The following is a 25,979-nucleotide window of genomic DNA, read 5'->3' on the forward strand; positions in this document are numbered from 1 at the left end:
GTTCATAAGAAAAAAAAGGCAGTCCAGAACAGATAACCTAGTTCTGGACTGTCTTATTGTATTTAGGGATTAAACCTTCGCTAATGCAGCACGTTGCTCTCTGACTTGGTAAGTAGCCAGCATCATGTTGCGCAGTGAAGCAACCGTTTCTTCCATTCCGCGTGTTTTCAAGCCGCAGTCCGGATTAATCCAGAAGAGCGTAGGATCGAGCACTTTAATGGCGCGCTCAATCATGCTGACCATTTCTTCCACTGAAGGTACACGCGGGCTGTGAATATCGTAAACGCCTAAGCCGATGCCTTGGTCATAGGTGTTCTCCTCAAAGCTATGAATCAGCTCGCCATGGCTGCGCGAGGTTTCAATGGAGATGACATCTGCATCCAGCGCAAGGATGGAATCGATAATATCATGGAACTCACAATAACACATATGTGTATGAATTTGTGTGGTGTCACGCACAGCTGAAGTCGATAGACGGAAGGCATGCACGCCCCATTTTAAATAGGCATCCCAATCACTGCGTTTAAGCGGCAAGCCTTCTCGCAAAGCTGGCTCATCAACCTGGATCATCTCTATACCTGCGCTCTCAAGCGCCTTTACTTCCTCTGAGAGTGCAAGCGCAATTTGGTATGCGACCTGCTCGCGTGTGATATCGTTGCGGACAAATGACCAGTTCAATATCGTAATCGGACCCGTCAGCATCCCTTTTACCGGATGGCTTGTCAGCGACTGCGCATACACGCTTTCGGTTACTGTCATTGGCTCAGTAAATACAACATCGCCATAAATGACAGGCGGCTTTACGCAGCGGGAACCATACGATTGAACCCAGCCGCCTTTTGTAAATGCGAACCCATCCAGCTTCTCTCCGAAAAATTCGACCATATCCGTCCGCTCAAATTCACCGTGAACGAGGACGTCAATGTTAAGCTCTTCTTGGATTTCAATCCAATTTTTAATTTTATCGTTGATAAAGGAAGCGTAGTCCTGCGAGCTGAGCTCGTTTTTTCTCCATTTTTGCCTTGCTTGGCGTACATCCAGCGTTTGCGGGAAGCTGCCGATTGTTGTTGTTGGAAGGAACGGCAAATTCCACTTTTGCTGCTGCAGCTTTTGTCTCTCCACAAATGGCTTCTGCCTCGTTGAAGGATGCGCCGCAACCGCTGCTGCATCAGCAGCTTGACGATTGCGGGCAGGAGAAATGGATAAATGATGAATCCGCTCGCCGTTAAGCTTAAGCTCAAGCTTGCGAAGTTCTGAGATGTCCGCCTCATTTACTGTCGCTGTTTCACTTAGCCACACGATTTCATCCAGCTTTTCTTCCGCGAATGCAAGCGCCTCACGCAGCTCTACTGGCAGATTGGTTTCGTTTTTTGCCGTTACCGGCACATGCAGCAGGCTGCATGACGATTGAATGATCGTGCGCTCAGCTGGAATGTATGCGGAAAGCTTTTGCAGCAATTCGAGCTTTTGCTTATAGTCTGAGCGCCAAATGTTGCGTCCGTCTACAAGTCCGATACCAGCGAGCTTATCCTTCGGATAACCAAATTGCTCAAGCGACTTCAAGTTTTGCTCCAAACCATGAACGAAATCCAAACCGATCGCTTGTACCGGCAGAGCAACTACAGCTTCATAATGCTCAACCGCTTCAAAATACGTTTGAAGCATTATGTTAAGCGCTGGTGCTGCTTGGTTCAGCCTTGCATAAATCGATTCAACCCATTGCATCTCTTCCTCAGAAATAGAGGTAACAAGAATTGGCTCATCGATTTGCACCCATTGTACGCCTTCTTGCTCAAGCTCCTTAAGCAGCTGAGCATAAAGCGGTATAAACTGCTCAATGAGCTGCGGAAGCTGCTTGGCATCGTAGCCCTTCGACAGCTTGAGGAAGGTGTATAGACCGATAATGACAGGTTTACCTTCAATGCCAAGCTTTTCTTTGGCTTCGCGGTATGCAATCAGCGGACGGTTTTCCGTCAGTATCGGTGCAGCACCCGCAAGTTCTGGCACGATATAGTGATAGTTGGTATTAAACCATTTGGTCATCTCGCAGGCTTGTGCTTCCTGTGTCCCTCTCGCCATAGCGTAGTAGGTCTGAATGGGAACAGGACCTCCTTCGTAGGAAAAACGCTCTGGCACAAGGCCAAACATCGCTGCAGTATCCAGCATTTGATCATACAACGTAAAATCATTAACAGGGATTAAAGAAATTCCTTTATCCTTTTGCAGCTTCAGGTTGTTAAGACGAATACTTTCAAGGGTTTGAAGGAATACCGTTTCGTCCAAATCACCTTTCCAAAAAGCTTCAAGCGCTTTTTTCCATTCCCTATTTTCGCCGATACGCGGATATCCAAGTACACTGTTTTGCAGTTTGCTCACGTTCATATTTCCTCCTAATAAGTGTAATTATTATGAAATAAAAGCACAAAAAAGAGCGTCGTTACCTTAAAGAAGCAAAGGTAAAGACGCCCGGCGTTTTAATAAACAGCGGTTCTGTCTTAACACCTCCCTATCTCCCGTAGGTAAAATCAGTGTCGTTCAAATAGGCAGGTCTCCTGGCTCCAGAATCATCATCGTAAGCTTGCCTTCCCAACCTTTTAAGGTCAGTGGCGTTAGCGCTTAGACTCCTCTGTTACAGTGGCGGGACCGCGTCGGTTTTGCACCGGACTTCCCTTTTAAGCTCAAGCTATACAGCAAGAGCACCTATTTCCACTTATTTCAGTTGTTGATCTCTTTTTTTAGGATCACGAATAACTATACACGCAAAATAATAACCATACAATGGAAATCATTATAATATCAAAAAAAAGACTCTCCTCTAAGCAGCCTGCGCTGCAAAAGGAAAGCCTATTGGTTTTTTATATAATTACCTAACCAGCCAACCGCCATCAACAGCCAAAATATGGCCGTTCATATAATCAGAAGCTGAAGAGGCTAGGAACACCGCTGGTCCAATCAAATCCTGCGATGTACCCCAGCGTCCCGCTGGTATGCGCTGCAAAATTTGAGCACTGCGAACAGGATCCTCGCGAAGCGCTTCGGTGTTGTCTGTACTCATGTAGCCTGGGGCTATCGCATTTACCTGCAAGCCTTTAGCTGCCCATTCGCTGGCAAGCGCTTTGGTAAGACCGGCAACGGCATGTTTGCTGGACGTATAACCTGGAACATTAATTCCGCCTTGGAAGGTTAACATCGACGCAATGTTAATAATTTTCCCTGAGCCCTGTTCAATCATATGTTTCCCAGCCAGCTGGGAAAGGAGAAATACAGAATTCAAGTTAACATCGAGTACATCCTGCCAGTCCTCGTAGCTATGCTCTGCAGCTGGCGTGCGGCGAATGATACCCGCGTTGTTGACCAAAATATCGATGCGTCCCAGTTCTTCAACTGTACGATCAACAATTCCAGCAAGCTTCGTTCGGTCAGCAATATCAGTCTGAATTGTAATCGCTTTGCGTCCAAGCTCTCTTATCGCTGCTGCCGTTTTGTCAGCAGGCGTTTGGTTCGTGACAAGCGCGATATCCGCACCCGCTCGTGCTAATCCAAGCGCAATCGCTTCTCCAAGCCCGCGCCCTGCACCTGTGACGACAGCTGTTTTACCCGTCAAATCAAACAAACTCATCGGCTCAGCTCCTACCTTTAGTACGCTTCCCATTTTCCGAAAGCGCTGCTTTCATCATTTTTATATTTTGTGACTCATACCTCGCCGCAACGTCCGCATCTATACCTTCGTCTGTGATGATATAGTCAATTTCATGCAAACCGGCAAACGTTATTAGTGCACCCTTATCGAATTTGTTATGATCGGCAAGGCAGTAGACGACCTTGGCATTTTCCATATACAGTTTCTTCAGCTTCGTCAATTCTTCTGTGAATATGGTAAGCCCATATTCCATATGAATGCCGGTTGTGGAAAGAAACAGCTTGTGTACATTCAGTCGTTTAATCCATTCCTGCGATTCTGCGCCGATAAGCAAATTGTTATGCCGGTAGCCCCCGGGAATAACAAGCCTTACTTGGTCCTTCGCAGTCAACTCCCGAATGATAAGCAGATCGTTCGTAAGTACCGTAACCGGGATATTGGGCAGACGCTTTGCCATTTCGAGCGTAGTACTGCCAGCATCAAGCGCAATAATATCATTAGGCTCGATGCAGGAAAGAGCAAGCTCCGCAATCGCCGCCTTCTCCCGCTGATGCTTGCTGTTTGGGAATTGCAGCGGATAAAGGCTGTCTTCGCCTCTATGCTGGGGCACAGCTCCGCCATGAGTCCGTTTCAGCAATCCCTTCTCTTCTAGCTTCTCTAAATCTTCACGAACCGTTTTCTCCGTGACTTGAAACAGCTCGCTTAGCTCGGAAACTTTAACCGCGCCAAGCTGCTCCAATTTATCTATAATCTTACGATGCCGTTCGGCAGCAAGCATAGTGCACCCCCTGTAGCGAATGTTTCTATTTTAGCTCGCTTGCAGGTACGGCGTCCATATCTGTAAATGTGTAGTTCTCTCCAGCCATCGACCAGCAGAATGTATAATTGCTTGTGCCCACTCCTGAGTGGATCGACCATGGCGGTGAAAGAATCGCTTGGTCATTGGCAACAACAAGATGTCTCGTCTGCGAAGGCTCGCCCATCATATGGAATACGCGAGCATCATCATTCATGTCGAAGTACAAGTATGCTTCCATGCGGCGGTCATGGACATGAGAAGGCATCGTATTCCAGACGCTTCCCGTTTTCAAGCTCGTTACACCAAGCATAAGCTGGCAGCTTTGGATGCCGTCTGCGTGGATATATTTATAAAGAATACGTTCATTGGAAGTCTCCTGCGAACCAAGATGAGTCGGATTCGCTTCCTCCATCGTCATCTTGCGTGTTGCAATTTCAGCATGCGCAAGCGCGGAACAGAAATAAAGCTTCGCAGGGTTTGCTTTATCTACACTTGACAGCAGCACCTGACGTTTGCCCTTGCCAACATAAAGCACGTCGAGCTTATTCAGCTCGTATACTTCCCCATCAACGGAAATCGAAGCAGGTCCGCCAATATTCAAGAAGCCAACCTCGCGGCGCTCCAAGAAATATTCGGTTTTTAGCGTTGCAGCATCCTCCAGCTCAAGCGTCTCGTTCACAGGCAATGCTCCGCCTACAACCATTCTGTCATAATGCGTATATGTCATTTTTAATTGATCTTGCTCAAACAAGCTTTCGATCAAAAACTCGCTGCGCAGACGTTCCGTATCATATTGCTTCACATCAGTAGGATTAGTAGTATGGCGTACTTCCATTGGATAAAAGCCTCCTAAAAGTTATTTGCGTTTGACTCGCCTCGCAAGCTACGCTAATGTTTGTTATTGTTCGTTTTTATAATAACACACATTTACGAACATAAAAAGAACATTTTAAACATTTTGGATTACAAGGAACATTTTATTTTCGAGAAGATTGTACAACAAAAAAACGACCTTCGCGCGCATCATTTGCGAAGAGGCCGTTTGTTGTTTTTGAGGAAATCTACTGAAGCTTCCACTTTCGATAAACATAAAGAGATACCGCCATAAACATGCCGTATACTAAGACGGTAACAAATACGTTTCTTGGATCCGTCATAAGCGTATCACCGATCGTGGCGAACAACAGCATCGCTGGAATTTTGCCAATCGATGAGGCGATCGCATAAACGGTAAAGGAAACACGGCTTAACGCCGAGTACATATTAACTGCAATGGATGGAATGAACGGAATGAGCCGAGCAAACATAATCGTCAGAAAAGCATTCTGCTCAAACATCACCGTTAGTTTTCCGATGCTTGGATAACGGTAGAGAAATTTCTTCCCCCACTCTTGATAGCCATAGCGGATAAACAGAAACATCACAATGGATGCTGCCGCTGAGCCCGTCCAAGTCACTGCCGCGCCTAACACTGGGCCAAGAGCAGCACCAATGAGCCCGCCGATTACGGGATACGGGATGACAGGAAATAGTGCGACGAGCGTTGCCATAATGACGACGAGCGGCACATTATCCGCTTGCTGAAACCACGTCAAAATCACATCGCCATAACGATAAATAAGAAAAGCAATACTGCCATACAAAGCAGCTAAACCTGTTTTTTTGAGCATTGTTGTACCCCTGAATAGTAGATATCTCCAGCTTATCATTATTGAAGATAAATACGAGCAATGCATTGTGTCAAATTTAAGTTTTGGAATGACAACGAAGTGTTCGGGATATTTTCAACTTGCGCCGCAGCCGGTAAATGTGATCATCTACTGTACGATCTACCGGCGCCTCCATTGGCCAGACGTTGTCTAGCAGTTGTTCGCGCGACAGCGTTTGCCCTGCATGGCTGTGCATGAAATGCAGCAGCGCATATTCCTTCGGAAGCAGTACAATCTTTTGTGCTTTCCATGCAACGGTGTAAGCACCCGCATCCCATTCCATAAATCTCTCGACCTCTATCCCTGCGCGCTGAAATTATGCTCTTTCGTTAAATCCACAATGAACGAGGTAGGATCAAAGCATCCACCGAAACCAACGGCCATGACCATCTGTTTCCGCTAACGTTTTCGATTGCACCTTGCCCTCCAAATAATAATCAAGATGAAGATTTGGGTCCCACATATTATTGTAGAGGTGAAATATATCTCTTTGTTGCCCTATTCTCCTAATGCTGTCTGTTAATTCAACTTTGTCGTCATGAGTCATTTGGTTGGCTACATGGGTGTGAAACACACCAATAACACAATCCTCCGTTATTTTAGCAACCATTTCAGCAAGTCGTTTCACGCCATTCCCCTGAAACAACTCCATCTGCTGCCCTTTTAATAAAGAAGCTGCTTTGTCAAAATTCACAATCCGCTCATTATGCTCAGGCCAAATCAACGACTTTAACCAAAGATAATCGTCTTCCTCTTCCAGATTATTAACGTGCAAATCTATTCCTATCCTTGCAATCACTGGCGGACTTTGTTTTAGGAGATGCAAGGCAATGTCTCCACGAACTTCCGAGTGCAGTACCAGTTCAGCATCTATATTTCCATAGGTTTCACTATTGTTGTATTGATAACTATACTTATCCCAAAAAAGCTGTAGCCCCGCACTTGTGCCGATTTCAATGATTGCTAATGGTTTGTTCGTTTTTTGATACATATAACAAAAAGCAGGATACAAGTAAGCACAGCGTCTAACCTCATTCGTTTGTACAAGCTTGCTTTGGAGCAGTTGAACAATTTCGTTTTTATGCTGAAGGCAAAAGTGTTTAAAAAAAGGGAATGCCTCCGCCGCATCTCTCGGATCGTTAACTATGCTGCCGTAAAACTTTTGCAGTTCGTGGCTGCTCTCTTTGTCCAGCAAGTACTGAACCGCAGCAAAAAAAAGATTGGGAACTGGCTGGCCTTCTCTGCAATAAGAAGCCATCTGAAGCATTTCATCATCATCTGCAATGGCTAATGATAGCTGTTCATACAAACGGCTTGAGCCTTTGCATTCCCTCGTCGCGAACACCATAAATTGCTCAGTCAAAATAGGTTTGTTCAACAATGCCATCCCTCCATTTTCCCACTTAACGGCATTGTATCATGGCTATCGATAAATTATATTTCAATGATTTTATAAACTATATAGATTTCTTTTATCACGTGTACGTAGGATGATAAAGGACAAAATCAGCTATTTACCTAAAAAACCGCCTTCAGATTTTATAACTTGCCCGGTTATCCACTGTGATTCGTCACTCGCCAAGAAGCTGATTGCTTTAGCTGCATCCTCCGGCAAACCGATGCGTCCCATAGGGAACATTGGCAAAAAGCCAGCCTTCATCTGCTCATCCATCCAGCCAGAATCGGTGGGACCTGGATCAAATCCATTTACTGTAATTTGAAGCGGAGCCAACCCTACAGATAGCGGCTCGATAAGCCCAATCAATGCGCCTTTTGTTGCTATGTAAGCCAAATTATTCGGATCAGGCCCTTTTGAAACCATAAAAATAATTCTGCCCGATGTCCCTTTTATTTGGTTTTTCTCAAATCTGCTCGCAAACTCTGTGCTTAACAATATCGGCCCGCGGTTATTCACAGCATAATGTTGGTCCAATATATTTATATCCAAGCTTTTATAATTGGAAGGTACGCAATAGGTGGCGTTGTTAATTAAAATAGTCGCGTGGCCTAACGACCTTTCTACCTGTTCCATTATAAGGGCAGGAGTTTCCACATCGGCAAAATCCGCTTCCATATGACTTGCCCTCACGCCTAAGTCTTCTAGTTCCTTACGCAGCTGCTCAGGCCAATCCTTCTCTCCCCCATTGCCTTCCGTTTCATCAAAAGCATGCATATTCGTTTATCCTGTACTTATAATCTATCTATTAGATTTAATACATGCTGTTTAATCTGCTTTTTCTCGTCGTCTGATAGGGCACTGGATCGAAAATTTTGTAAATTGTCATCAGGTATGATAATGGTTGATGGCTCCTCAAGCTCTTTTTTTCGATTATCTCCATCTTCAACCATCGTGATATGAGACTTGCTGAATTTCGTATGTACGATTTCTGATTTAACATAATTTCCATCCAGATCATAATAATCCACGACCATTTTGATGTCAGAGCTTAAATAATTTTTATTTTCTGCAAAAGCAGTAATAGAGTTCACCTTCTTAAAGCCTGTTTGTTCATAAAAGCCATCTTTGTTTTTCTCTGAAAAAATTTCTATGCTAAATGCCTCGATATGCTCGACTTTAACTGTATTGCTGCAAGCGCTTAACAATACAACAAATGCAGATATTACGCTTAAGTTCATTGCAATAGCTAACCAATCAAATCCTCTCATGACTTTCATAGCTTCACTCCTCATCGCAATTTCCAATAAAATCCCATTACTTTATGATTGCAAAGCTTTCCTCATTTGTAAAGGTTTTATCTATAGACAAAAACAGCCCTCTACCAACGCGGCAGCGGACTGAATATTGTGCTTGTCCTAACAAAAAACGAGGTGGACAAATCTCCACCTCGCATGCAAACCCATTAAAATATTTTCCGACCAGCCGCATCGGCAATGCCCGATTTGCGGTAGAAATACGTATTGATCACGTCGCGCCAATGCTTGGCATGAGCAGCTTGAAAGGTCAAGCGCTCAGCGACATGCGCAAACCTTGCTTCATCGATTTTGCCCGCCAAACCTGCCCAATCCCGCAGCATCTGATCTGCTTCCTCCGCACCCGCAAAATGGGTATCGTAGATATGCTGAATGACCGTCTTGCCAGAATGGAGTACATGGGTATAAGGCACATGATGGAAAAATAACAGCAGCTCGTCTGGACAAGTGTCCAAACTATCATACTGCGAACGGTTTGGTTCATTATACTGTGCGGTATATCCTGTTCCACTCGCCTGCGTCCGGTCAACGCCGATACCGTCACGATCTGCAAAATGGTAGGTTCCCCATCTTGAATACTCGTAGCCATCGACATCCGGACCAAAATGATGGTTAGGCGTGATCATCCAGCCTACGCCAAGCGGTGCCGTATAGCTTTCATATAACAGCCACGACTTCATCAGCATGTCACCGATTGCTAAAGCTATCTCAGCATCATTGCCAAACGTTGCGGCTATCCACTCGTGCGAAATCTCCTCGGCTGTTAAAGCCGGGTTCCACACCAGCCGGCCATATCCGTAAAGATTGGCTTGTGCGAGAATATGCCCTGTCCAGCTCTCTTCATTCCCAATATTGCTCACCGCTGCAATTCCGCTATATTTCATACCGTACAATGTGCCATCCACCACTCGCTTAACTTCAGTCGATGCACCTTCCGCATAGGTATCGAAATCCATTACCTGCTTCCACTGCGGGACGAGATAGCAAAGATGCTTCTGTTGGCCGGTATATTCTTGAGTGATCTGGAACTCCATCATCTGGTTCGTTTTCTTCATCGCGCCAAACAATGGGGATACGGGCTCGCGAACCTGAAAGTCCATCGGTCCATTCTTAATTTGTAGAATGACATTACTCCGAAAACGACCATCGAGCGGTTTAAAATGGTCAAATGCAGCACGTGCTCGATCGATCTTCCGATCACGCCAATCCTGCATGCAGTCATAAACGAAGCAGCGCCAAATGACGATGCCATCGTGAGCTTCCAGTGCTTCAGCCAGCATATTCGCTCCATCTGCATGGTCACGTCCATAAGCAAATGGCCCCGGCCGATGCTCAGAATCTGCCTTCACGACGAAACCACCGAAGTCAGGAATAAACGCGTAGATCCGTTCAGCCGTTTCCTTCCACCACTGCTGCACACCAGCATCCAGCGGATCTGCAGTGGCCAGACCTCCGGTTTGCAGAGGGGCAGCAAAGTTAACGCTCAGAAACAGCGTAATTCCGTACCTGCGGAAAATGTCTGCAATAACCGCAACAACAGGAAGCTTTTCCTCTGTGATGAACATCGTTTCAATCTCATGAACATTCACATTATTGATAGAAATCGCATTGAGGCCAACGGATGCGAGCATTCTCGCATAATCGTTTATTCGATTAAAATCACTCGTTATTTCTCCGTTTTGATAAAATATAGACTGTCCCGCATACCCTCGCTCTACCGAACCGTCAGCATTATCCCACTGATTAATCATTCGAAGCGACATGGCTGGAGATTGCTCGGCATTCAGTTCTTTCACTGGCTTACCGGCGCCTAATAGACGCAGCAAATGAAACACACCATATAATACGGCTGTATCTGATCCGCCGACAAGAGATAAATTGCCATGGCCTTGCTGAGAGCTGTACCGAATTATATATCCCGCTTTGGACGGCTCCCATCTATCAGAATCCATCAATACGGAGTCCACCATAATATGAAGAAAGCCAGCCGTCGCAGGCTCAGCCCGCTCCTTTACTGCCGGGATTATGCCGATTAAGGCATGAATACCATGCTGCAGCTCTTTGATTGCCGTTTCCAAAACGCCGGTCGCCACGCCACTAAAGACGATCTGACCAAAAAGATCCGAATACTCCTTTTTCAAATGCAAATCCTCTATCCGCTGAGGATTCAGCCAAGCCTTGTACGTGTGACTGTCCATTTATTAACGTGCCTCCTTGTAAGCTGGCTCAGAGAGATGAGTGCTGCTTCATGACGCGCCAGAACGAACCTTTTGGCTCATGGTTCTCATCAAATAGCATTGGCCAATTTTTCCGTCCACGTACAGGAAAATCACTGAGCCACGTATAATCATCCGCCGCTCCCCAGAACGTAACCGCATCAATATGATTGCGATATTCCGTCAGCAAATGAAAGACAGCCTCATATCGTTTCTCCTGCAGCTCCAGCATTTCTTCAGTAGGCTTTGCTAAGTCGGTTCGTACATCATCATGGCGGAACATCGATATATCAAGCTCTGTTAATTGCAGTCGTAGGCCAAGTGAAGCGTACTTCTCGATCGCAGCCCGTATTTCATCTAAATGAGGATGATACAAGCTCCAATGCGCTTGAAGGCCAACGCCATGAATCGGGACATCCTGCTCTAGCAGCGATTTAACCAATTGATAGATTTTATCGCGTTTCAGAGGGTTCGACTCATTATAATCATTGTAGAAAAGCTGAGCTTTAGGATCTGCTTCATGTGTGAATTCAAACGCTTTGGCTATATAGTCCACACCGGCGATATCCAGCCATTTGGTTGGACGCAGCATAGCTGCGCCTTCGTCAGAAATGACTTCATTTACGACGTCCCAAGCATAAATATCATCTTTATAACGGCCAACAACGGTATGAATATGCGATTTCAATCGATCCAAAAGCTTCTCGCGGCTAACCGGGCTGCCATCCGCTTCTTCAAACAGCCAATCGGATGTCTGATTATGCCAGACCAGTGTATGCCCTCTCATTTTTTTCCCATGCTCTCTTGCAAATGCGACGATTTTGTCTGCGTCTTCGAACGTATAAGTATCTTCGGAAGGGTGCAAGCTAACAAATTTCATTTCATTCTCAGCAGTCAAGCTGTTAAAATGGGTGGCAATGAGATCGCGAGCCTGAACAATGGTACGCGGATTAACCGCTGCGCCTATATCAAATGAATCTTTAAATGCTTCGTATAACTTAGGAATAGAATTGGCTGAGTTGCTGCTCATCGTATTTCCCCCTGTCTATTAACCTTTCACGCCGCCTACGGTCATACCTTTTACAAAGTACTTCTGTAGAAACGGATATACCATAATGATTGGCAAGGAAGCCACAATCGTCATCGTTGCCCGAACCGCAAGCGGTGTCACCGAATTCCCTCCAGAATTGGCCGCGCCCGAGAATGCATCAGCAGCCGTCTTCGCCGTCAAAGATGCATTGGAGTTCTGAAGAATTTTTTGAAGCTCATACTGCAGCGTACTGAGATCGATATTCGAGGAATTGTACAAGAACACGTCAAACCATTGATTCCACTGATACACGGCTGAGAATAAAGCAACCGTTGCAAGTACAGGTACGCAAAGCGGCAGAACGATGCTGTAGAACATTTTGAAGTCGCCTGCACCATCTATTCTTGCTGATTCCAAAATACTCTCTGGCAGCCCTTCAATAAAGGAACGAATAATGATTAAGTTAAATACGCCGATTAAGCCTGGGAAAATATAGACCCAAAAATTGTTGATCAAGCCTAAATCACGGATTAACAAAAAGTTGGGAATAAGACCGCCATTAAAATACATTGTCAAGATGAACGCAATCGTTACGAATTTCCTAAGAACGTATTCTTGCCTAGTAATCGTGTAAGCGACCATCGCTGAGCAAAAAACGGTAGCAATCGTTCCAATCACCGTTCGAAGGATTGAAATCAGCGTTGCATGGAATATCGTTGCTTCTTTTAGCACATAGGCATAATTGTCCAGCGTCCATATCCTTGGCAGCAAATAAATGCCGCCCTTAATCGAATCCGTCGCATTGTTAAGTGATACGGCGGCCGTATTCAAGAAAGGATATAATGTAACAACCATCAGTAAGGTAAGAAATATATAATTGCAAATATCAAATATGAGATCGCCGCGTGATGAGCGGATGCGGCTTGGTTTGTTTGACACAGCTTCCGATGCCGAATGACTCATGTTGTACCCCTCCCTCTAAAACAGTCTGGACTCGCCCATACGTTTTGCAAGATTGTTCGCTGCGAACAATAAAATAAAGCTGATAATGGTTTTAAACATGCCCGCTGCAATCGATAGCGAGTAGTTGCCTTGCGCAATCCCGTATTTAAGAACAAATATGTCAAGGTTTTCGGAAAAATCGACGTTCATGCCGTTACCCAGCAAATACTGCGGCTCGAAGCCCGATTCCAGCAAATACCCGATATTCATAATGAGCAATACGATAATAACCGGTTTGATACCCGGAAGCGTTACATACCACATCCGTTTAATTCGGCCTGCTCCATCCATCTCTGCTGCTTCATATTGCGCAGGGTCAATCATCGTCATTGCCGCTAGGTAGACGATTGTATTCCAGCCTACATCTTTCCATACAGAGCTTGCTCCAAAAATGGTCCAGAATTGTTCAGGTATACCGAGAAACAATATTTCCTCGCCTTTTTCCACCCATCCGATCCAAAGCAGCATTTGATTAATAATGCCATCTGGAGATAACGTTGTTTGAATAATGCTTGCCGCAACTACCCATGAAATAAAATGGGGCAAATAGCTGACCGTTTGAACAATACGTTTAAAAGCAACCTTCCTGACCTCATTTAACAACAAAGCGAGTGTGATTGCCGTAACGAAGCCGAGAACCAGATTGATTCCGCTCATCGCTACTGTATTCCTTAAGACGCGAAGAAACCTTTCGTCCTCGAATAAAAATTTAAAATGATCAAATCCAACCCATTTCTGCTCACTAAAGCTTTTCGCTGGCTTATAGGCTTGAAAGGCGATCGTCCACCCCCATAGAGGCATATATTTAAAAATAAACAACCACGCTAGAAACGGTACAGACATAAGAACAAGCACGCGCTGCTCAATGAGCTTTTTCGCAAAATTCTTCAGTCCCGACGGCTTCTTAGGCAGCACCAGGTTTGACGATGACATATCGGGCTTATGTTCCATCTTGAATCTCTCCTTCCGGACTGAATGATGCTGGATAGCAAGCAAAAGCGTCTTCGGCGACCTCTGGACGCCGAAGCAGCTTTGACAGAGAAATATAAGTCTTTTATAAGTTAACAAACTTATAAATTCTTATATTTGAAGAAAGGCCGGCATTTTGCATCCGCAAGCCGGCCTTTCACCGATCCTTCTATTTTATTGCTTGGATGCTTCAATCAATTTCTTCACTTCATCTGTCGTCCATTTCTCGTAGGCAGCTGTATCCAGCTTGCCGAATGCATCTGTATATTCTGTCCATACCTTCTCAAAGTCAGCTGGTTTCGCAAGGACAAGCTTAGGGAAGTATTTTTTCGTAAGCTCATCTTTTTTCGTTTCCCAAATTTGCTGCGTGGAGCCTTGCTCCTTCGGAATGCCCCAAGCAGGGTACCATGGACGATCGTCCGGTGCTGCAAACAGTTCGGAATACGTTTTCACGCCATATTTTTCTAGAATAGTCTTGTCTTCATTAGTTAGGCTCATTTGGAATACTTCTGCTTGCATTCCTGGTGATACGGAGTTGCCATCCGGCAGAGACGAGCCATTGTTGTAAAGCGGCCAGTTCCAAGAATAATATTTAAATCCAAATTTTTCGTTGAAAGCTTCATCGATTTTGGCGATTTGTTCCGCTGTACGGTACATTCTTCCATTTTCATTTACTTCGTACGTTTCCCCTTTAATTCCCCATTTCTGAAGAATTTGGTTCTCGTCTGTTAGAAGATTATCCAAGTATTGAACAATGCGCGCTGGGTCCTTCGCACTCACGGTAATACCCATACCGCGGTTTTTAACAAAGCCTGGAGGATCCAGGTATTGATCCTTTTGGCCGTCAAAAGTAACTGGCAGCGGGAAGTATACGAAATCATCCTGTGTTGGATCTTGTTTAGCGGCGTCTTTGAGCGCATTTTGCGCATTAGCAAACTGCCAGCCGTAATCGAAGAAGCCAACCACTTTATGCGAAGTCAATTTAGCTAAATATTGATCAAAATTATCTACGAAGGAAGCTTTATCGAACAAGCCTTCAGCATTGATCTCATTTAGCTTTTGAAGCCAGCGCTTCGTATTTTCATCCGCAGCGTATGTTTTTGCTTCGAAGGTGTTCATATCCACGATGACGTTGCCGTCATTCGGGTAACCTGCCAAATGGTTTGGAGGGTTGGAAGTTGCGAAAAATCTCCAGTCATGTGTCAGTGAAACATAACCAGTCAAATCCTCATCCTTGTGCTTCTCTACGAAATTTTTAATGAGATCCATGTAACCATCAAGCGTTGTTACTTTCGGATAACCTGCTTCTTTTAATACCCTGCGTTGTACCCAGAATGCACCTTGGTTAATGTTCGGATCCGGAATATACTCGCCAACTGTATTAGAGAATGGCAGGAAGTAAATTTTGCCGTCCGCGGCTCTCATTTGATTAAAATACTTGCCATATACCCGTTTAATATTAGGGCCGTATTGCTCAATAAGATCGTCCAGTGCAATAAACGCACCTGCATCTAAAATCTTGTCAATTGCAGCATCCGGAATCATAACATCTGGATAAGCGTTTGATGCGATCATCGTGCCAACCTTTGTGTTCAAATCGCCAACCAAATGCTCGATTTTAAAGTTAACACCCGTTTGATCCTCCAAAATTTTACCAATCGTCGTCTCGTTGCTGTTAATGTCCTTAGCTGCTGCAACACCATTGAAATAAGAAAAAGTAACTTTTTCAACCGGCTTATCTGTTTCTTTCCCTTCACTTGCAGTATTTGCAGGAGTGTTTGTGCTGTTTGTTGGCTTTGCTTCTCCGCCATTGCCGCTGTTCGAGCATGCAGCAGTAAAGATCATAAAGGCAGTCATACAAGTCAATAATATTTTCTTTTTCACTTTCCCCAGCCCCTTTCGAGTGCAACTTTTTTTGTAAGCACTTTCATTATAAGTAATCTAAAATACTTTGTTTACCCAATAAACTATAGTTCAAACTTAAAAAAACATATAGGATAATCGATTTAACGAGCAGCCCTATATCTCAACTGGAACAGCAACCCTTATAAAGGTGCCTTCCCCAGGTTCACTTTTAATTAATAGTTGAAAACGGTCGCCATAAATCAGCTTTAAGCGATAAATAACGTTTTGAACGCCTATTCTCTCGCCTAGCTCTTCGTCGCTTTCCAAATAGCCATAAAACTGTTTGACTTTTTGATCATTCATGCCGATTCCATTATCTCTAATCGAGAAGATTAACGTGTCAGCATCACGCTCAACTTGTACTTGAATGCTCCCCCCTTGCCTTAACGGCTCAATGCCATGGATGCTTGCATTTTCTACAAACGGCAAAAACATCATTTTCGGCACCTTACACTCTTTAGCAGAAGGATCTACGTGAATGTGATAATTCATCCGATCTTCAAAGCGGTATTTCTGAATTTCGAGGAAACACAAAATAAATTCAATTTCTTCACTAACCATAACGCGGTCCTTGCCCCAAGTGAGCGAGGTTCTAAATATTTTCGCCATATTGTGTATGATCTTAGCCGTCTCCATCTCATCCTTGATGAGGCTTCGCATTCGAATCGTTTCCAGCGCGTTAAACAGAAAATGAGGATTGATCTGGCTTTGCAACGCATTCAACTGCGCTTTCCTCCGCTCAAGCTCCAATGTTTTTGTCTGAATATCCGCAATATAAACATCATCAATCAAGCTTTTAACTTGTATCGTCATTCGATTGAATTCACTCGTTAATTGTCCGATTTCATCCAAGGATTCACCCTGCTTAATCGTATCGAAGTTCTGGTTTTTCACTTTTTTCATATGCTGCAAAATGCGAACCAACCGCTCGTGCAGTGAACGTGAAATCCATAATATAATCAGCGTTGGGATGAAAATATTTAAACAGGCCAGCACAAAAACAAATTCTCTGGACTGTCTAACATCCTTAAGCACCTCTTCCTCCGAGATCGTACCGACAATACGCCAATTTTCCAAATAACTCACATAGGAATTAGTGGAAGGAAACTCAATTGAATCCTTAGGGAAAACTAATTCATCAAACGCAAGCGATTTTTTGCTCCAGTCTACCTCGGGGTCAGTCGTATATTCAACCTTACCTTTATCATCAATCAAATAAATGTTGCCTTGCAGGTTTTGGTTTCGAAATATTTGATCAATCGTGCTCGTTTTCAAATCAATTTTCAAAAACTTTTGCCATTTATTTTTCGATTCAAAATAATCCATCTTACTGATAATACTAAATGTATTCCTACTGGTAGAATTATCGTTTTTCAGATAGATATCCTCTTGCTGCGTTCGAATGAAAATAGGGTAAGAATTGTCTCTTTCTTTGAGCAATTTGTACCAGTCAGACTGTTTAATTTCGTCCGATAAATAACCAACGCCGCCTGAATGCAGCATTGTCGGATTTTCCACAAAAATTTTGATGTTCTGAATAGAGGCATAAACAGGCGTGTAGCTATTCAAAATTCTTCGGAAATAAGTATCATAAGCTTCAACATAAGCTGCCGGCTCTTGATAATCCCTCTCTAAAATTTCATTTAAATTATAATCCGTATAAAATACAGAAGAAATCGTAACCGCGTCCTCGACTTCGGACCGGAATTCGTTGTTAATTTGTTCTACTGCTCGTGAAATATCCTTCATCCGCTGGTTTCTCACATTTTCCGTCGTCACATTATAAAAAATAACGTTGGTTAATACGATGGGAAGAAACACCGAAAAAATATAAAGAATGAGCAGCTTATTTCGTAGACGAACATTATTGAGACTTAGGCTCAGCTTCACGGATATTCTCCTTTTCTTCAAATAACGGATGCTTTAAGCACGAAGGCCTACAAGAGCTTATTTCGATATTCAGTAGGTGTCATATGCTCAATTTTCTCAAATTGCGTGACAAAATAATCTGCATTGCTGAAGCCGACTTTCTCTGCAATCTCATATATGCGCATGGTACGCGATTGTCTCAGCAGCTTTTTGGCCTCGTTCACTCGAAGCTGAAGTAAAAATTCATTAAAATATACACGATATGTCTTCTTAAACAATTGGCCTAAGTAGACGGGATTGACATAAAATAGTGCAGCAATACTCTTTAAACTGATGTTTTGCGAATAATTGACTTCAATATAACTTTTAATTTTTTGAATATCGCTCTTCAACTGTTCCTTCCTAAGCACTGCAATACTTTGTTGACTTTCTTCGATAAATGCAATAAATAGTTTTTTTAGTTCACCAAGCGATAAATGAGAATCATGCCAGCTCAGCAGCGGCCCGAGCGTCTGCAAGGATTGTTCGTCACCCTCCATATTCCGAATGGTTTTCAATATTCCCATCAAGCACAGCTGAATGTTCATCTTCACAGCCTCTGGGGCATACCGTTTCTCCCGGAAATCATGAAACCATTTATCGACGAATACTATCGCAGCATCAAGCTGCAGCTCCTCCATTTGCTCCATAAATTGATTAAAATCAGCTGGATCTAACCCGATATAGTTCAGCTTCTCCGATTGGATTTGATCATAGATAACGATACGACTATCCTCATATACATATTTATATAAAATGGCTTCCTTGGCGGTCTTGTACGATTCACGAATATCTAACAGCCCCTGTACAACAGAACCAGAATAAAGAAACACGCCTTTTCCCAAATGCGCATCAAGCGCATCTCTAAAGGCGATTAAAAATCGTTCAATATCCCCACCCCAATGAGCCAGCAAGTAGCCCGGCAGTAGAATGCCGATACGATTGCGATGCTCATTGAAGCAAATTGGCTGTTCTGCTGAAGTAATACGAACAAGCACTTGCTCTACAAGTTCTTTGAATCGCGCGTAGGAAACCTTCTCTTCATAAGGAAACCAATTATAGTTATCATTCAGTTCAGCAAACAAATAAAATATACGATCTTCTTCCTTCAAATTGAGGCGCTGTTCCCATTCTATTATGGTTGTTTCGCTTGCTTCTCCGAGAATAAGTGATTGAATCATTTCGCCGCCCATGAGCCGATTGTTTCTAACTTGCTCCATTTGTTTGAGCTTAAGTTTGTCATTTAATTTGGTTAAGGTATTGGCGAATTCAATCTCATCAATTGGTTTAACAACAAAGTCATGTACGCCATAACGCATCGCTTGCTGCGCATAATTAAAATCATTGTAGCCGCTTATAATAATAAAGTAGGGCGCAGCTATATTTTCCATCGTGACTAAACGAATCAACTCAAGCCCATCTATAACCGGCATACGAATATCCGTTATGACAAGCTCAGGCTGCACACGCTTGATCAGCTCAAGCGCATCCTCGCCATTGTCAGCCTCCCCTACGATTTGAAAGCCGCAGGTTTCCCAATCGATCAGCTTCATTAAGCCTTTGCGGGTAAATGGTTCATCATCTACCAGAATTGCACGATGTAAATGCATCAAATTCCTCCTCTTATTGGGGGTTAGACCACTTTGAAAACGGGATCTACAGGCAAGAAATGAACAGGAATAGTGGAATATTTATGGCGAAGCCGATCAGCCAGCAGTTTCATACCTGGCTGCTCGCTTTCGGAATGTCCTAGAACAACTAGTGCTTGGTGCCTGCCCAGGTGGACGGCATCCCTTACATACTCTGGCGTCTCCCACTCCGGGCCTTCGCCGTATATGATCAAGTCCAGCTTATAGTTTGCAAATAAAGGAATCGCGTTGTCCCCTCCACCTCTGTAGCCGGCCAATAATCCAATCCGGCTGCAACTTGTGGATAAATCCCCTACTGTACGTACATAACGGATTCCCAGCTTTTTTTTGATATGCTCGATCACTTGCTCGAGCTTCATCGGTTGAACGGCAACGATTGATGCGGCAGGCAAATGCTCCGTCACATAATCATTCCAATCCAAGGCGTGAATAAGCCCCTCCATAATGCCGTCTGGCTCGTAACGATGCCAATAATCGTGAAAGCGATAAATCGCCAATCCTGATTCTTCAATAAATCGGCTTTTAGCCTTATAAATAGGATCATTCACATAAGTAGATTCCTTTGCATCATGGTGACTGAAAAAAGTACCCTCATGCGTAATGATGAGATTAGCCCCTAATTCGACCGATCTCTCCAGCACTTGTTGTGTTGCCATAAAGGCAACGACAATACCTTTAACCTCCGTCTGAGCGTTTCCAAACTTTAACGTATCAACACTGCCTTCTATATGATCAATGGGAGCCTTTAACTGTTCAATCACATTGTGTATTCGGATCATTTTTTATGCCCTCCCCTGTAGGTATAGTATGACATGTCGTTTATTTCATTAGTGTTATAACGCCAATAATAGCATGAAATAAATCGTATTCATGTTTAATTAAATTGTAATTTCAAAAAATAAACTGCACAATGTAAAAAGTATAGTGTCAACCCTATAAACTATATATTTTGCAACACAAAAAAGGCGATTACTTCCGAATTAATCTCGGTAAGCAATCGCCAAATTATTTTGATCATCTCAGTTCAAAAAAGCTGGAATGCAAACGGCCTATAGTCGTTCCTTCACCCATACCGCCATCTCGCCTTTGCCGCGATTCGCCCATGCGTAATAGGGAATAAACGTAACATCCGTCTGCTCAAGAGCTGCGTCTGCGTTGGTGCGGTAAAGCTGAGTGCCCCAATCCTCGAATTGAAGCTTCAGCGCCTGCGCCTTAATGACTTGGATGCCGCCAATCAGATGTTGTTCAAACGTTTCCTCCAGCTTGGCATCCTGCGGCAGAAGCAGCTGCTGAAGCTGCTTTCCGTTGTCCGCTTCCTCTAGGCAATAGACGAGCGGTCCGCGCTGCAGCGCTACCTTTCCAGCATTTTGCTTCACTAGCGGATGGCTTCTTACTCGTAATATAGGCATATCGAATGCAAGCTCCACAACGTCGCCGGACGTCCACTCCCGGTCAATTCGCGCATAGCCGTCCACGATTTGATTCGCAAGGGAAAAGGCTTCTCCGTTTATGAGTACCGCTGCATTGGAAGACCAGTCTGGTATACGCAGCGCCAAAGTGAATACTGCCGGCTCGCCGAGTGTCACCTCAAAACGTGCTGAACCTGCCCAAGGCATATTGGATTGCTGATGAAGCTTGATTTTTGTATCTCCTAATGAAAGCTCCATTTCTCCGCCGATATACAAATGCGAATAAATGGTATTACCTTTTGTGGAATACAAATATTCGCCAAGCGAGGCAAGCAAGCGAGCAATATTAGGCGGACAGCATGCACAGCCGAACCACTCTTGGCGTACAGGCTTCACATGATTAAAGTTTTTGTTTCTTCCTTCACATACATCCGGCGTTACCTCCAGCGGATTCACGTAGAAGAAATGTCTGCCGTCGCGCGACATGCCTGCAATAACGGTATTGTACAAAGCACGTTCCATAACATCCGCATAGCGGCTGTTAGGCTCGAGCTGAAGCATACGATGAGCGAAGAAAATGAGGCCGATCGATGCACAAGTTTCTGAATATACCGTATCATTTGGCAGATCGTAATCGAATGAAAAAGCTTCGCCCTGCGCCATTGATCCAATACCGCCAGTAATGTACATCTGCTTGGAGGCTATATTGTCCCACAATCTGCGGCATGCCGCAAGCAAAGACTCGTCGCCCGTTTCGCGTGCAATATCCGCCATACCCGCAAGCATATAAACGACACGCACCGCATGGCCAACCGCCGCTTCTTGCTCACGAACAGGCAAATGCGCTTGGAAATAATCCGCTTCGATATGAATTTTATTATTGCTCCAATGCGAAGTTCTGCCCCTGCGGTCAGCCTCTGCTTCGAAGAAGCTGGGCTGCTGGCCGCGCTTGTCAATAAAGTAGCTGCTCAGCTCCAAATATTTGCGTTCACCCGTTGTCTCATATAATTTAACAAGTGCTAGCTCAATCTCTTGATGACCGTCATATCCTGCGATTTGACCTGGTCCATCACCAAACACGACAGCAATATCATCTGCGATGCGGCATACAATTTCAAGCAGCTTCTTCTTGCCTGTTGCTTTATAGTAAGCTACTCCAGCCTCGATCATATGGCCTGCGGTATAAAGCTCATGGCACTCCGTCAAGTTTGTCCACTTCTTGCCCGGCTCTTTAATCGTATAGAAGGTATTCAAATAACCGTCAGGCTGCTGCGCCTTTTCAATAATGTCGATCATTTCGTCAGCAATTTGCTCTAGGCCAGCATCTGGCTTTGTCTCAAGCAAATAAGCGACCGCCTCCAGCCATTTGGCTACATCGGTATCTTGAAATACGAAGCCGTAAAAATCCCCTTTTTCTAAACCTGCCGCAATTTTAAAATTACGAACCGCTCCGCTTCGTTCGGCTCCCTCTACTTGATCATTTATAGCATCCCATTGATAGGGTACAACAACATCCCTAACTAGATTAATATAATAATTCCAAAATGAATCTTGAATATTGATCTGCTTAAGTGATACGGGTTTGGCATGGTCCCTACTTGCGATTTGCTCCATTTATTAAAACCCCTCTTCCGAAATGAATAACTTCATACTGCTGATCTCTATTTTATGGGTTAAAATAAAACTTAAATACAAACGAAAATAACTAAATACTTATAAAATTTCACACAAGCAGGGAGTGTAATTGATTATGATAGCAGCATCGGAGCATATTTATTTTGCAGCCCCTCCGCTTCCTTATTACTTAGAGAGCGGCGTTACGAATCACGAACGTGGCGATCAGCATCCGAGCCGGAAGCAGCTAGGCGTATTTGATCTTCTTATCGTAGAACATGGCTGCTTATTTATAGGCGAGGATGAGCGGAAATGGCAATTAACAGACGGGCAAACCTTGCTTCTGCTGCCTGACCGCTATCACTATTCCGTAAAGCCTTCCGAGGAAAAAACACGCTTTTACTGGGTTCATTTTCAAGCAGTGGGGGAATGGCAGCAAACGGAGCTCGATCACTCAGGCATTAACCAAGAAGAGCATTACAATCGTTTCTTAACTTCGCCTTACTCCCTTCACCTGCAGAAAGCATGGACGCTCCCCTATCCAGAGCAAGCGTTTCGCTTAATGCGTACGCTGAACAAAGCTGGAGGAGAGCGTCAGTCGAGTGCATTCTGGACGCAGCAGCAGACATTCGAGGAGCTGCTGCGCATGATGGACCTGCGGCAAAATGACAGCTATACAAGCCCCATTGTCACTCTAGCTGAGAAAGCGGAGGCTTATATAAAAAATAATTATCGATTTGAAATTTCAAGCAAAACGATGGCTGAAGCTCTCAATTTTCACTATAACTACATTACCCGCTGCATGAAGCAGGTGTATGGCATGACACCTATCGACTATTTGTCCAAATATCGGCTTGAGCAAGCCAAGCTGCTGCTGCTCAAAACAGAATGGCCGATCGCAGAAATCGCACAATATGTTGGATTTGAAAATGTTCCCTACTTCTCCAATTGCTTTACGCAGCAAATCGGGTTGCCGCCTACGAAGTTTCGCAAGCAATATACGACGTAATTTAAGGCGATAACGTTTGCTTCAACCAATCGTAAGCCAGTCGGCCGCTTATTTCATGCTTACCCGGAAATACGTCCGTTAGAAGCTTGTCACCAGCTCCATCCGCCTCATAAATGGCCTGAATCTCTGCTGCCGCCTTCCGAAAGCCTGCCACCGGAAAAATTGGATCATTTTCTCCAGATTCAAGAAATAACGGACGCGGAGCAATTAATCCGATTAATTCCGGCAGCTCCGCGTGAACGAGTAAACTTGGCGTGTAATTATCAATGCAATGATGAACGGCAAAGATGCTGTCTTTGACTGTGCTCGCGAAGCCAGTCAATACCGTTGCATTTATGCGCGCTTCCAGCACGGCCGTCACAAACCCAATTAAACCTCCGCCAGAAAAACCCATGAGGCCAATCCGATCAGCATCAACCTCTTTACGCGTAGACAAATAATGAAATGCTTTTAACGCTTCTGATACGCGCAGGCCGGTCAATGTCTTGCCAAGCATCATCAGCTGCGTCGACAGCCGGTAGCACGAGCTTGGCGTATCTGGATTAAGCGCAAGATCGGCATGGAGCCTGCGCTCGCCGAAGCCGATGACGTCTGGTGCGATCACGACCATGCCCCGTTTCACGAGCTGAATAGCAAAATGCTGATGGCTGCCCGGGTCTTCATCATCTTGTGATCCATCCTGCCGCAAACCAACAATTTGCCTGCTCCCATAACCATGACCATGCAGTGCCAGCACACTCGGCTGCGGCCCCTGCACATCACTCGGAATAAGCACATACGCGGCAAAGGTCAGCTCTGGCGTAGCCGACAGCTCCACCCGTTCGCGAACATATCCATCGCATTGAACACGCTCAAGCACCTTCGGTATATGTGCGGGATTAGGCTCGAACTGGCCTACCAACTCTCGCAGCGCTGATTTCAGCTTCGGCCTGCGTTCATTTCGGAGCTGCAGAGTTCGAAGCTGTTGATGCCGAGCAATGGCTTCGTCATATAGCTTCGTTAAATAAGAATCACCATTCCACATCGTGATCTCTCCTCTTTGTTTGCATTTTTGTTGTCCACTTCCCTACATTCTGTTGTCTTTAAGAAAATTCAAGCAAAGTGGTTGAATCTTTATTCTTAATGTTGTATATTTATGCAATACAATGAATAACCGGGAGGCTCGTAAATGATTCAGATGGAAAAGTCAGCAACAAAGGCATTATTAGAAACGGCGGAGAAATCGGTTCTTTTTACGGCGCACCGTCCCAGCGTCGTGATGGAAAAAGGCAAGGGTATGTTTTTGTGGGATACGGATGGAAATCGTTACTTGGATTTTGTCGGCGGCTGGGCGGTTGCAAGCTTGGGGCATTCCCCTGCTGTATTGCAGGAGGCATTGTCACGTCAAGCTTCAACGCTTGTTCATGCAAGCCCCGGTTACTATAATAAACCAATGATTGAATTCGCCGAGACGCTGACCAGCGTCAGCGGTATGGATAAAGCTTTTTTTGTAAGCAGCGGTGCTGAGGCGAATGAAAGTGCAATTAAGCTGGCAAGAAAACATGGCTCTGTTAATTTGAATGGAGCATATGAGATTATTACGTTAACGAACAGCTTCCACGGACGCTCGCTAGCTATGATGTCTGCAACTGGGAAAGCAAAGTGGAAGGATCTATACGCTCCTAAGGTCGAGGGCTTTAAACATGTACCTATTAATGACCTTGATGCTTGCTTTGCTGCGGTTACGAACAACACCTGTGCAATTATGGTCGAGCTCGTGCAAGGGGAAGGCGGCGTTCATTCCGTAGATGAAGCGTATTTGTTCGGATTGCGTAAAATATGCGATATGTACGGCATGCTGTTAATATTTGATGAAATACAGACGGGGATGGGCAGAACAGGCAAGCTGTTCGCTTATGAGCATTACGGTATTATGCCTGATGTCATCACCTTAGGCAAAGGCATTGGTGCTGGCTTTCCGTTAGCGGCGATGCTGACAAAAAGCAAATATGACTTATTTGAGCCGGGAGATCAAGGCGGAACCTATACAGGAGCCCCGCTTGCCATGGCCGCAGGTTATGCCGTGCTTCAGGAACTGCTGGAGCAAAACTTGGCAAACAACGCTAAGCTGCAAGGCCAATTTCTAGAAGGCAGCCTTCGTGATCTTTCTCACGAATTTCCGCTTGCGAATATTCGCGGCAAAGGACTTCTGCTCGCATTTGACGTACCTGAGAACACCGCTGATGAGCTTGCTGCGATTTGTATGCGTGAGGGACTGCTTATCAATGCACTGAATTCATCTACCATTCGCCTCGTTCCTCCATTAATTGTAACGCAGAAGGATATCGATCTCATGATATTCATCCTGCGCCGCTCTTTCCGTCAACTGATTGCTGCTAAATAATGACTCATTCGTAACGAGCCAGCTG

At 44.6% G+C, this 25,979-nt stretch carries 21 protein-coding genes and 1 riboswitch; of the genes, 2 read left to right on the forward strand and 19 right to left on the reverse strand.

Annotated features, from left to right (window positions below; translation table 11 throughout):
- Nucleotides 1-69 precede the first annotated feature (69 nt).
- The 18 genes from metE to AB4Z50_RS12085 all read right to left on the reverse strand — a co-directional run bounded on the left by metE (nucleotide 70) and on the right by AB4Z50_RS12085 (nucleotide 22,562).
- Nucleotides 70-2,376 carry a 5-methyltetrahydropteroyltriglutamate--homocysteine S-methyltransferase gene (gene metE / locus AB4Z50_RS12000; RefSeq protein WP_441879095.1) on the reverse strand — a complete coding sequence of 769 codons (2,307 nt, stop codon included), beginning with the start codon at nucleotides 2,374-2,376 and terminating at the stop codon, nucleotides 70-72.
- 149 nt (nucleotides 2,377-2,525) lie between these two features.
- Nucleotides 2,526-2,719: riboswitch (cobalamin riboswitch) on the reverse strand.
- A gap of 144 nt (nucleotides 2,720-2,863) precedes the next feature.
- Nucleotides 2,864-3,619: a 2-dehydro-3-deoxy-D-gluconate 5-dehydrogenase KduD gene (kduD, locus tag AB4Z50_RS12005; protein WP_339207638.1), complete on the reverse strand. Its 756-nt coding sequence runs from the start codon at nucleotides 3,617-3,619 to the stop codon at nucleotides 2,864-2,866.
- Nucleotides 3,620-3,623: 4 nt separating this feature from the next.
- Entirely contained in the window at nucleotides 3,624-4,418 is a 795-nt protein-coding gene (locus AB4Z50_RS12010) for a DeoR/GlpR family DNA-binding transcription regulator (protein ID WP_430057569.1), read from the reverse strand.
- Nucleotides 4,419-4,443: 25 nt separating this feature from the next.
- On the reverse strand, nucleotides 4,444-5,274 hold the full coding sequence (kduI, locus tag AB4Z50_RS12015; RefSeq protein ID WP_076267940.1) for a 5-dehydro-4-deoxy-D-glucuronate isomerase: 831 nt from the start codon (nucleotides 5,272-5,274) through the stop codon (nucleotides 4,444-4,446).
- Between the two features lie 226 nt (nucleotides 5,275-5,500).
- The gene (locus AB4Z50_RS12020) at nucleotides 5,501-6,109 is read right to left on the reverse strand and encodes a TVP38/TMEM64 family protein (RefSeq protein ID WP_441879097.1); all 609 of its coding nucleotides are present in this window, start codon (nucleotides 6,107-6,109) and stop codon (nucleotides 5,501-5,503) included.
- 76 nt (nucleotides 6,110-6,185) lie between these two features.
- On the reverse strand, nucleotides 6,186-6,431 hold the full coding sequence (locus tag AB4Z50_RS12025) for a winged helix-turn-helix domain-containing protein (protein WP_441879099.1): 246 nt from the start codon (nucleotides 6,429-6,431) through the stop codon (nucleotides 6,186-6,188).
- 72 nt (nucleotides 6,432-6,503) lie between these two features.
- Nucleotides 6,504-7,529 carry a DUF2332 domain-containing protein gene (locus tag AB4Z50_RS12030; protein WP_441879101.1) on the reverse strand — a complete coding sequence of 342 codons (1,026 nt, stop codon included), beginning with the start codon at nucleotides 7,527-7,529 and terminating at the stop codon, nucleotides 6,504-6,506.
- Between the two features lie 129 nt (nucleotides 7,530-7,658).
- A complete protein-coding gene (locus AB4Z50_RS12035) occupies nucleotides 7,659-8,321 on the reverse strand; it encodes an SDR family oxidoreductase (RefSeq protein ID WP_441879103.1) in 663 nt (220 codons plus the stop codon).
- A gap of 17 nt (nucleotides 8,322-8,338) precedes the next feature.
- Nucleotides 8,339-8,824, reverse strand: coding sequence for a hypothetical protein (locus AB4Z50_RS12040; RefSeq protein ID WP_441879105.1), 486 nt, complete (start codon nucleotides 8,822-8,824; stop codon nucleotides 8,339-8,341).
- Nucleotides 8,825-9,009: 185 nt separating this feature from the next.
- Nucleotides 9,010-11,058, reverse strand: a complete 2,049-nt coding sequence (locus tag AB4Z50_RS12045; protein WP_441879107.1) for an alpha-glucuronidase family glycosyl hydrolase — start codon at nucleotides 11,056-11,058, stop codon at nucleotides 9,010-9,012.
- A 28-nt stretch (nucleotides 11,059-11,086) separates the two neighbouring features.
- Complete coding sequence (locus tag AB4Z50_RS12050; protein ID WP_441879109.1) at nucleotides 11,087-12,106, reverse strand: endo-1,4-beta-xylanase; 1,020 nt, start codon at nucleotides 12,104-12,106, stop codon at nucleotides 11,087-11,089.
- Nucleotides 12,107-12,124: 18 nt separating this feature from the next.
- Complete coding sequence (locus AB4Z50_RS12055; RefSeq protein ID WP_339207630.1) at nucleotides 12,125-13,069, reverse strand: carbohydrate ABC transporter permease; 945 nt, start codon at nucleotides 13,067-13,069, stop codon at nucleotides 12,125-12,127.
- A gap of 15 nt (nucleotides 13,070-13,084) precedes the next feature.
- Nucleotides 13,085-14,059, reverse strand: coding sequence for an ABC transporter permease (locus AB4Z50_RS12060; protein ID WP_339207628.1), 975 nt, complete (start codon nucleotides 14,057-14,059; stop codon nucleotides 13,085-13,087).
- A gap of 192 nt (nucleotides 14,060-14,251) precedes the next feature.
- Nucleotides 14,252-15,961 carry an ABC transporter substrate-binding protein gene (locus AB4Z50_RS12065; RefSeq protein WP_441879111.1) on the reverse strand — a complete coding sequence of 570 codons (1,710 nt, stop codon included), beginning with the start codon at nucleotides 15,959-15,961 and terminating at the stop codon, nucleotides 14,252-14,254.
- Nucleotides 15,962-16,096: 135 nt separating this feature from the next.
- Nucleotides 16,097-17,872, reverse strand: coding sequence for a sensor histidine kinase (locus AB4Z50_RS12070; protein WP_441879113.1), 1,776 nt, complete (start codon nucleotides 17,870-17,872; stop codon nucleotides 16,097-16,099).
- Between the two features lie 47 nt (nucleotides 17,873-17,919).
- Entirely contained in the window at nucleotides 17,920-19,500 is a 1,581-nt protein-coding gene (locus tag AB4Z50_RS12075) for a response regulator (RefSeq protein ID WP_441879115.1), read from the reverse strand.
- Nucleotides 19,501-19,523: 23 nt separating this feature from the next.
- Complete coding sequence (locus tag AB4Z50_RS12080; protein ID WP_441879117.1) at nucleotides 19,524-20,318, reverse strand: Nif3-like dinuclear metal center hexameric protein; 795 nt, start codon at nucleotides 20,316-20,318, stop codon at nucleotides 19,524-19,526.
- Between the two features lie 270 nt (nucleotides 20,319-20,588).
- The gene (locus tag AB4Z50_RS12085) at nucleotides 20,589-22,562 is read right to left on the reverse strand and encodes a glycoside hydrolase family 127 protein (protein WP_441879119.1); all 1,974 of its coding nucleotides are present in this window, start codon (nucleotides 22,560-22,562) and stop codon (nucleotides 20,589-20,591) included.
- A 136-nt stretch (nucleotides 22,563-22,698) separates the two neighbouring features.
- On the opposite strand from AB4Z50_RS12085, the gene AB4Z50_RS12090 reads away from it, so the two are divergent.
- Complete coding sequence (locus AB4Z50_RS12090) at nucleotides 22,699-23,571, forward strand: helix-turn-helix domain-containing protein (protein ID WP_076267955.1); 873 nt, start codon at nucleotides 22,699-22,701, stop codon at nucleotides 23,569-23,571.
- A 1-nt stretch (nucleotide 23,572) separates the two neighbouring features.
- Here the strand turns inward: AB4Z50_RS12090 and AB4Z50_RS12095 are convergent, their stop codons facing one another.
- A complete protein-coding gene (locus AB4Z50_RS12095) occupies nucleotides 23,573-24,595 on the reverse strand; it encodes a dienelactone hydrolase family protein (protein ID WP_441879121.1) in 1,023 nt (340 codons plus the stop codon).
- A gap of 144 nt (nucleotides 24,596-24,739) precedes the next feature.
- Here AB4Z50_RS12095 and AB4Z50_RS12100 point away from each other — a divergent pair, with 144 nt between their 5' ends.
- On the forward strand, nucleotides 24,740-25,954 hold the full coding sequence (locus tag AB4Z50_RS12100) for an aspartate aminotransferase family protein (RefSeq protein WP_441879123.1): 1,215 nt from the start codon (nucleotides 24,740-24,742) through the stop codon (nucleotides 25,952-25,954).
- Nucleotides 25,955-25,979: the final 25 nt, after the last annotated feature.

It is taken from the genome of Paenibacillus sp. 2TAB26, assembly GCF_052115145.1.
In the GTDB taxonomy this organism is placed as follows: Bacteria; Bacillota; Bacilli; order Paenibacillales; family Paenibacillaceae; genus Pristimantibacillus.

Excerpts from the sequence above, each read along its gene's own strand:
- kduD (WP_339207638.1), bottom strand. The coding sequence starts at position 3,619 with ATGAGTTTGTTTGATTTGACGGGTAAAACAGCTGTCGTCACAGGTGCA.
- AB4Z50_RS12010 (WP_430057569.1), bottom strand. The coding sequence starts at position 4,418 with ATGCTTGCTGCCGAACGGCATCGTAAGATTATAGATAAATTGGAGCAG.
- kduI (WP_076267940.1), bottom strand. The coding sequence starts at position 5,274 with ATGGAAGTACGCCATACTACTAATCCTACTGATGTGAAGCAATATGAT.
- AB4Z50_RS12020 (WP_441879097.1), bottom strand. The coding sequence starts at position 6,109 with ATGCTCAAAAAAACAGGTTTAGCTGCTTTGTATGGCAGTATTGCTTTT.
- AB4Z50_RS12025 (WP_441879099.1), bottom strand. The coding sequence starts at position 6,431 with ATGGAATGGGATGCGGGTGCTTACACCGTTGCATGGAAAGCACAAAAG.
- AB4Z50_RS12035 (WP_441879103.1), bottom strand. The coding sequence starts at position 8,321 with ATGCATGCTTTTGATGAAACGGAAGGCAATGGGGGAGAGAAGGATTGG.
- AB4Z50_RS12040 (WP_441879105.1), bottom strand. The coding sequence starts at position 8,824 with ATGAAAGTCATGAGAGGATTTGATTGGTTAGCTATTGCAATGAACTTA.
- AB4Z50_RS12045 (WP_441879107.1), bottom strand. The coding sequence starts at position 11,058 with ATGGACAGTCACACGTACAAGGCTTGGCTGAATCCTCAGCGGATAGAG.
- AB4Z50_RS12050 (WP_441879109.1), bottom strand. The coding sequence starts at position 12,106 with ATGAGCAGCAACTCAGCCAATTCTATTCCTAAGTTATACGAAGCATTT.
- AB4Z50_RS12055 (WP_339207630.1), bottom strand. The coding sequence starts at position 13,069 with ATGAGTCATTCGGCATCGGAAGCTGTGTCAAACAAACCAAGCCGCATC.
- AB4Z50_RS12060 (WP_339207628.1), bottom strand. The coding sequence starts at position 14,059 with ATGGAACATAAGCCCGATATGTCATCGTCAAACCTGGTGCTGCCTAAG.
- AB4Z50_RS12075 (WP_441879115.1), bottom strand. The coding sequence starts at position 19,500 with ATGCATTTACATCGTGCAATTCTGGTAGATGATGAACCATTTACCCGC.
- AB4Z50_RS12080 (WP_441879117.1), bottom strand. The coding sequence starts at position 20,318 with ATGATCCGAATACACAATGTGATTGAACAGTTAAAGGCTCCCATTGAT.
- AB4Z50_RS12085 (WP_441879119.1), bottom strand. The coding sequence starts at position 22,562 with ATGGAGCAAATCGCAAGTAGGGACCATGCCAAACCCGTATCACTTAAG.
- AB4Z50_RS12090 (WP_076267955.1), top strand. The coding sequence starts at position 22,699 with ATGATAGCAGCATCGGAGCATATTTATTTTGCAGCCCCTCCGCTTCCT.
- AB4Z50_RS12095 (WP_441879121.1), bottom strand. The coding sequence starts at position 24,595 with ATGTGGAATGGTGATTCTTATTTAACGAAGCTATATGACGAAGCCATT.
- AB4Z50_RS12100 (WP_441879123.1), top strand. The coding sequence starts at position 24,740 with ATGATTCAGATGGAAAAGTCAGCAACAAAGGCATTATTAGAAACGGCG.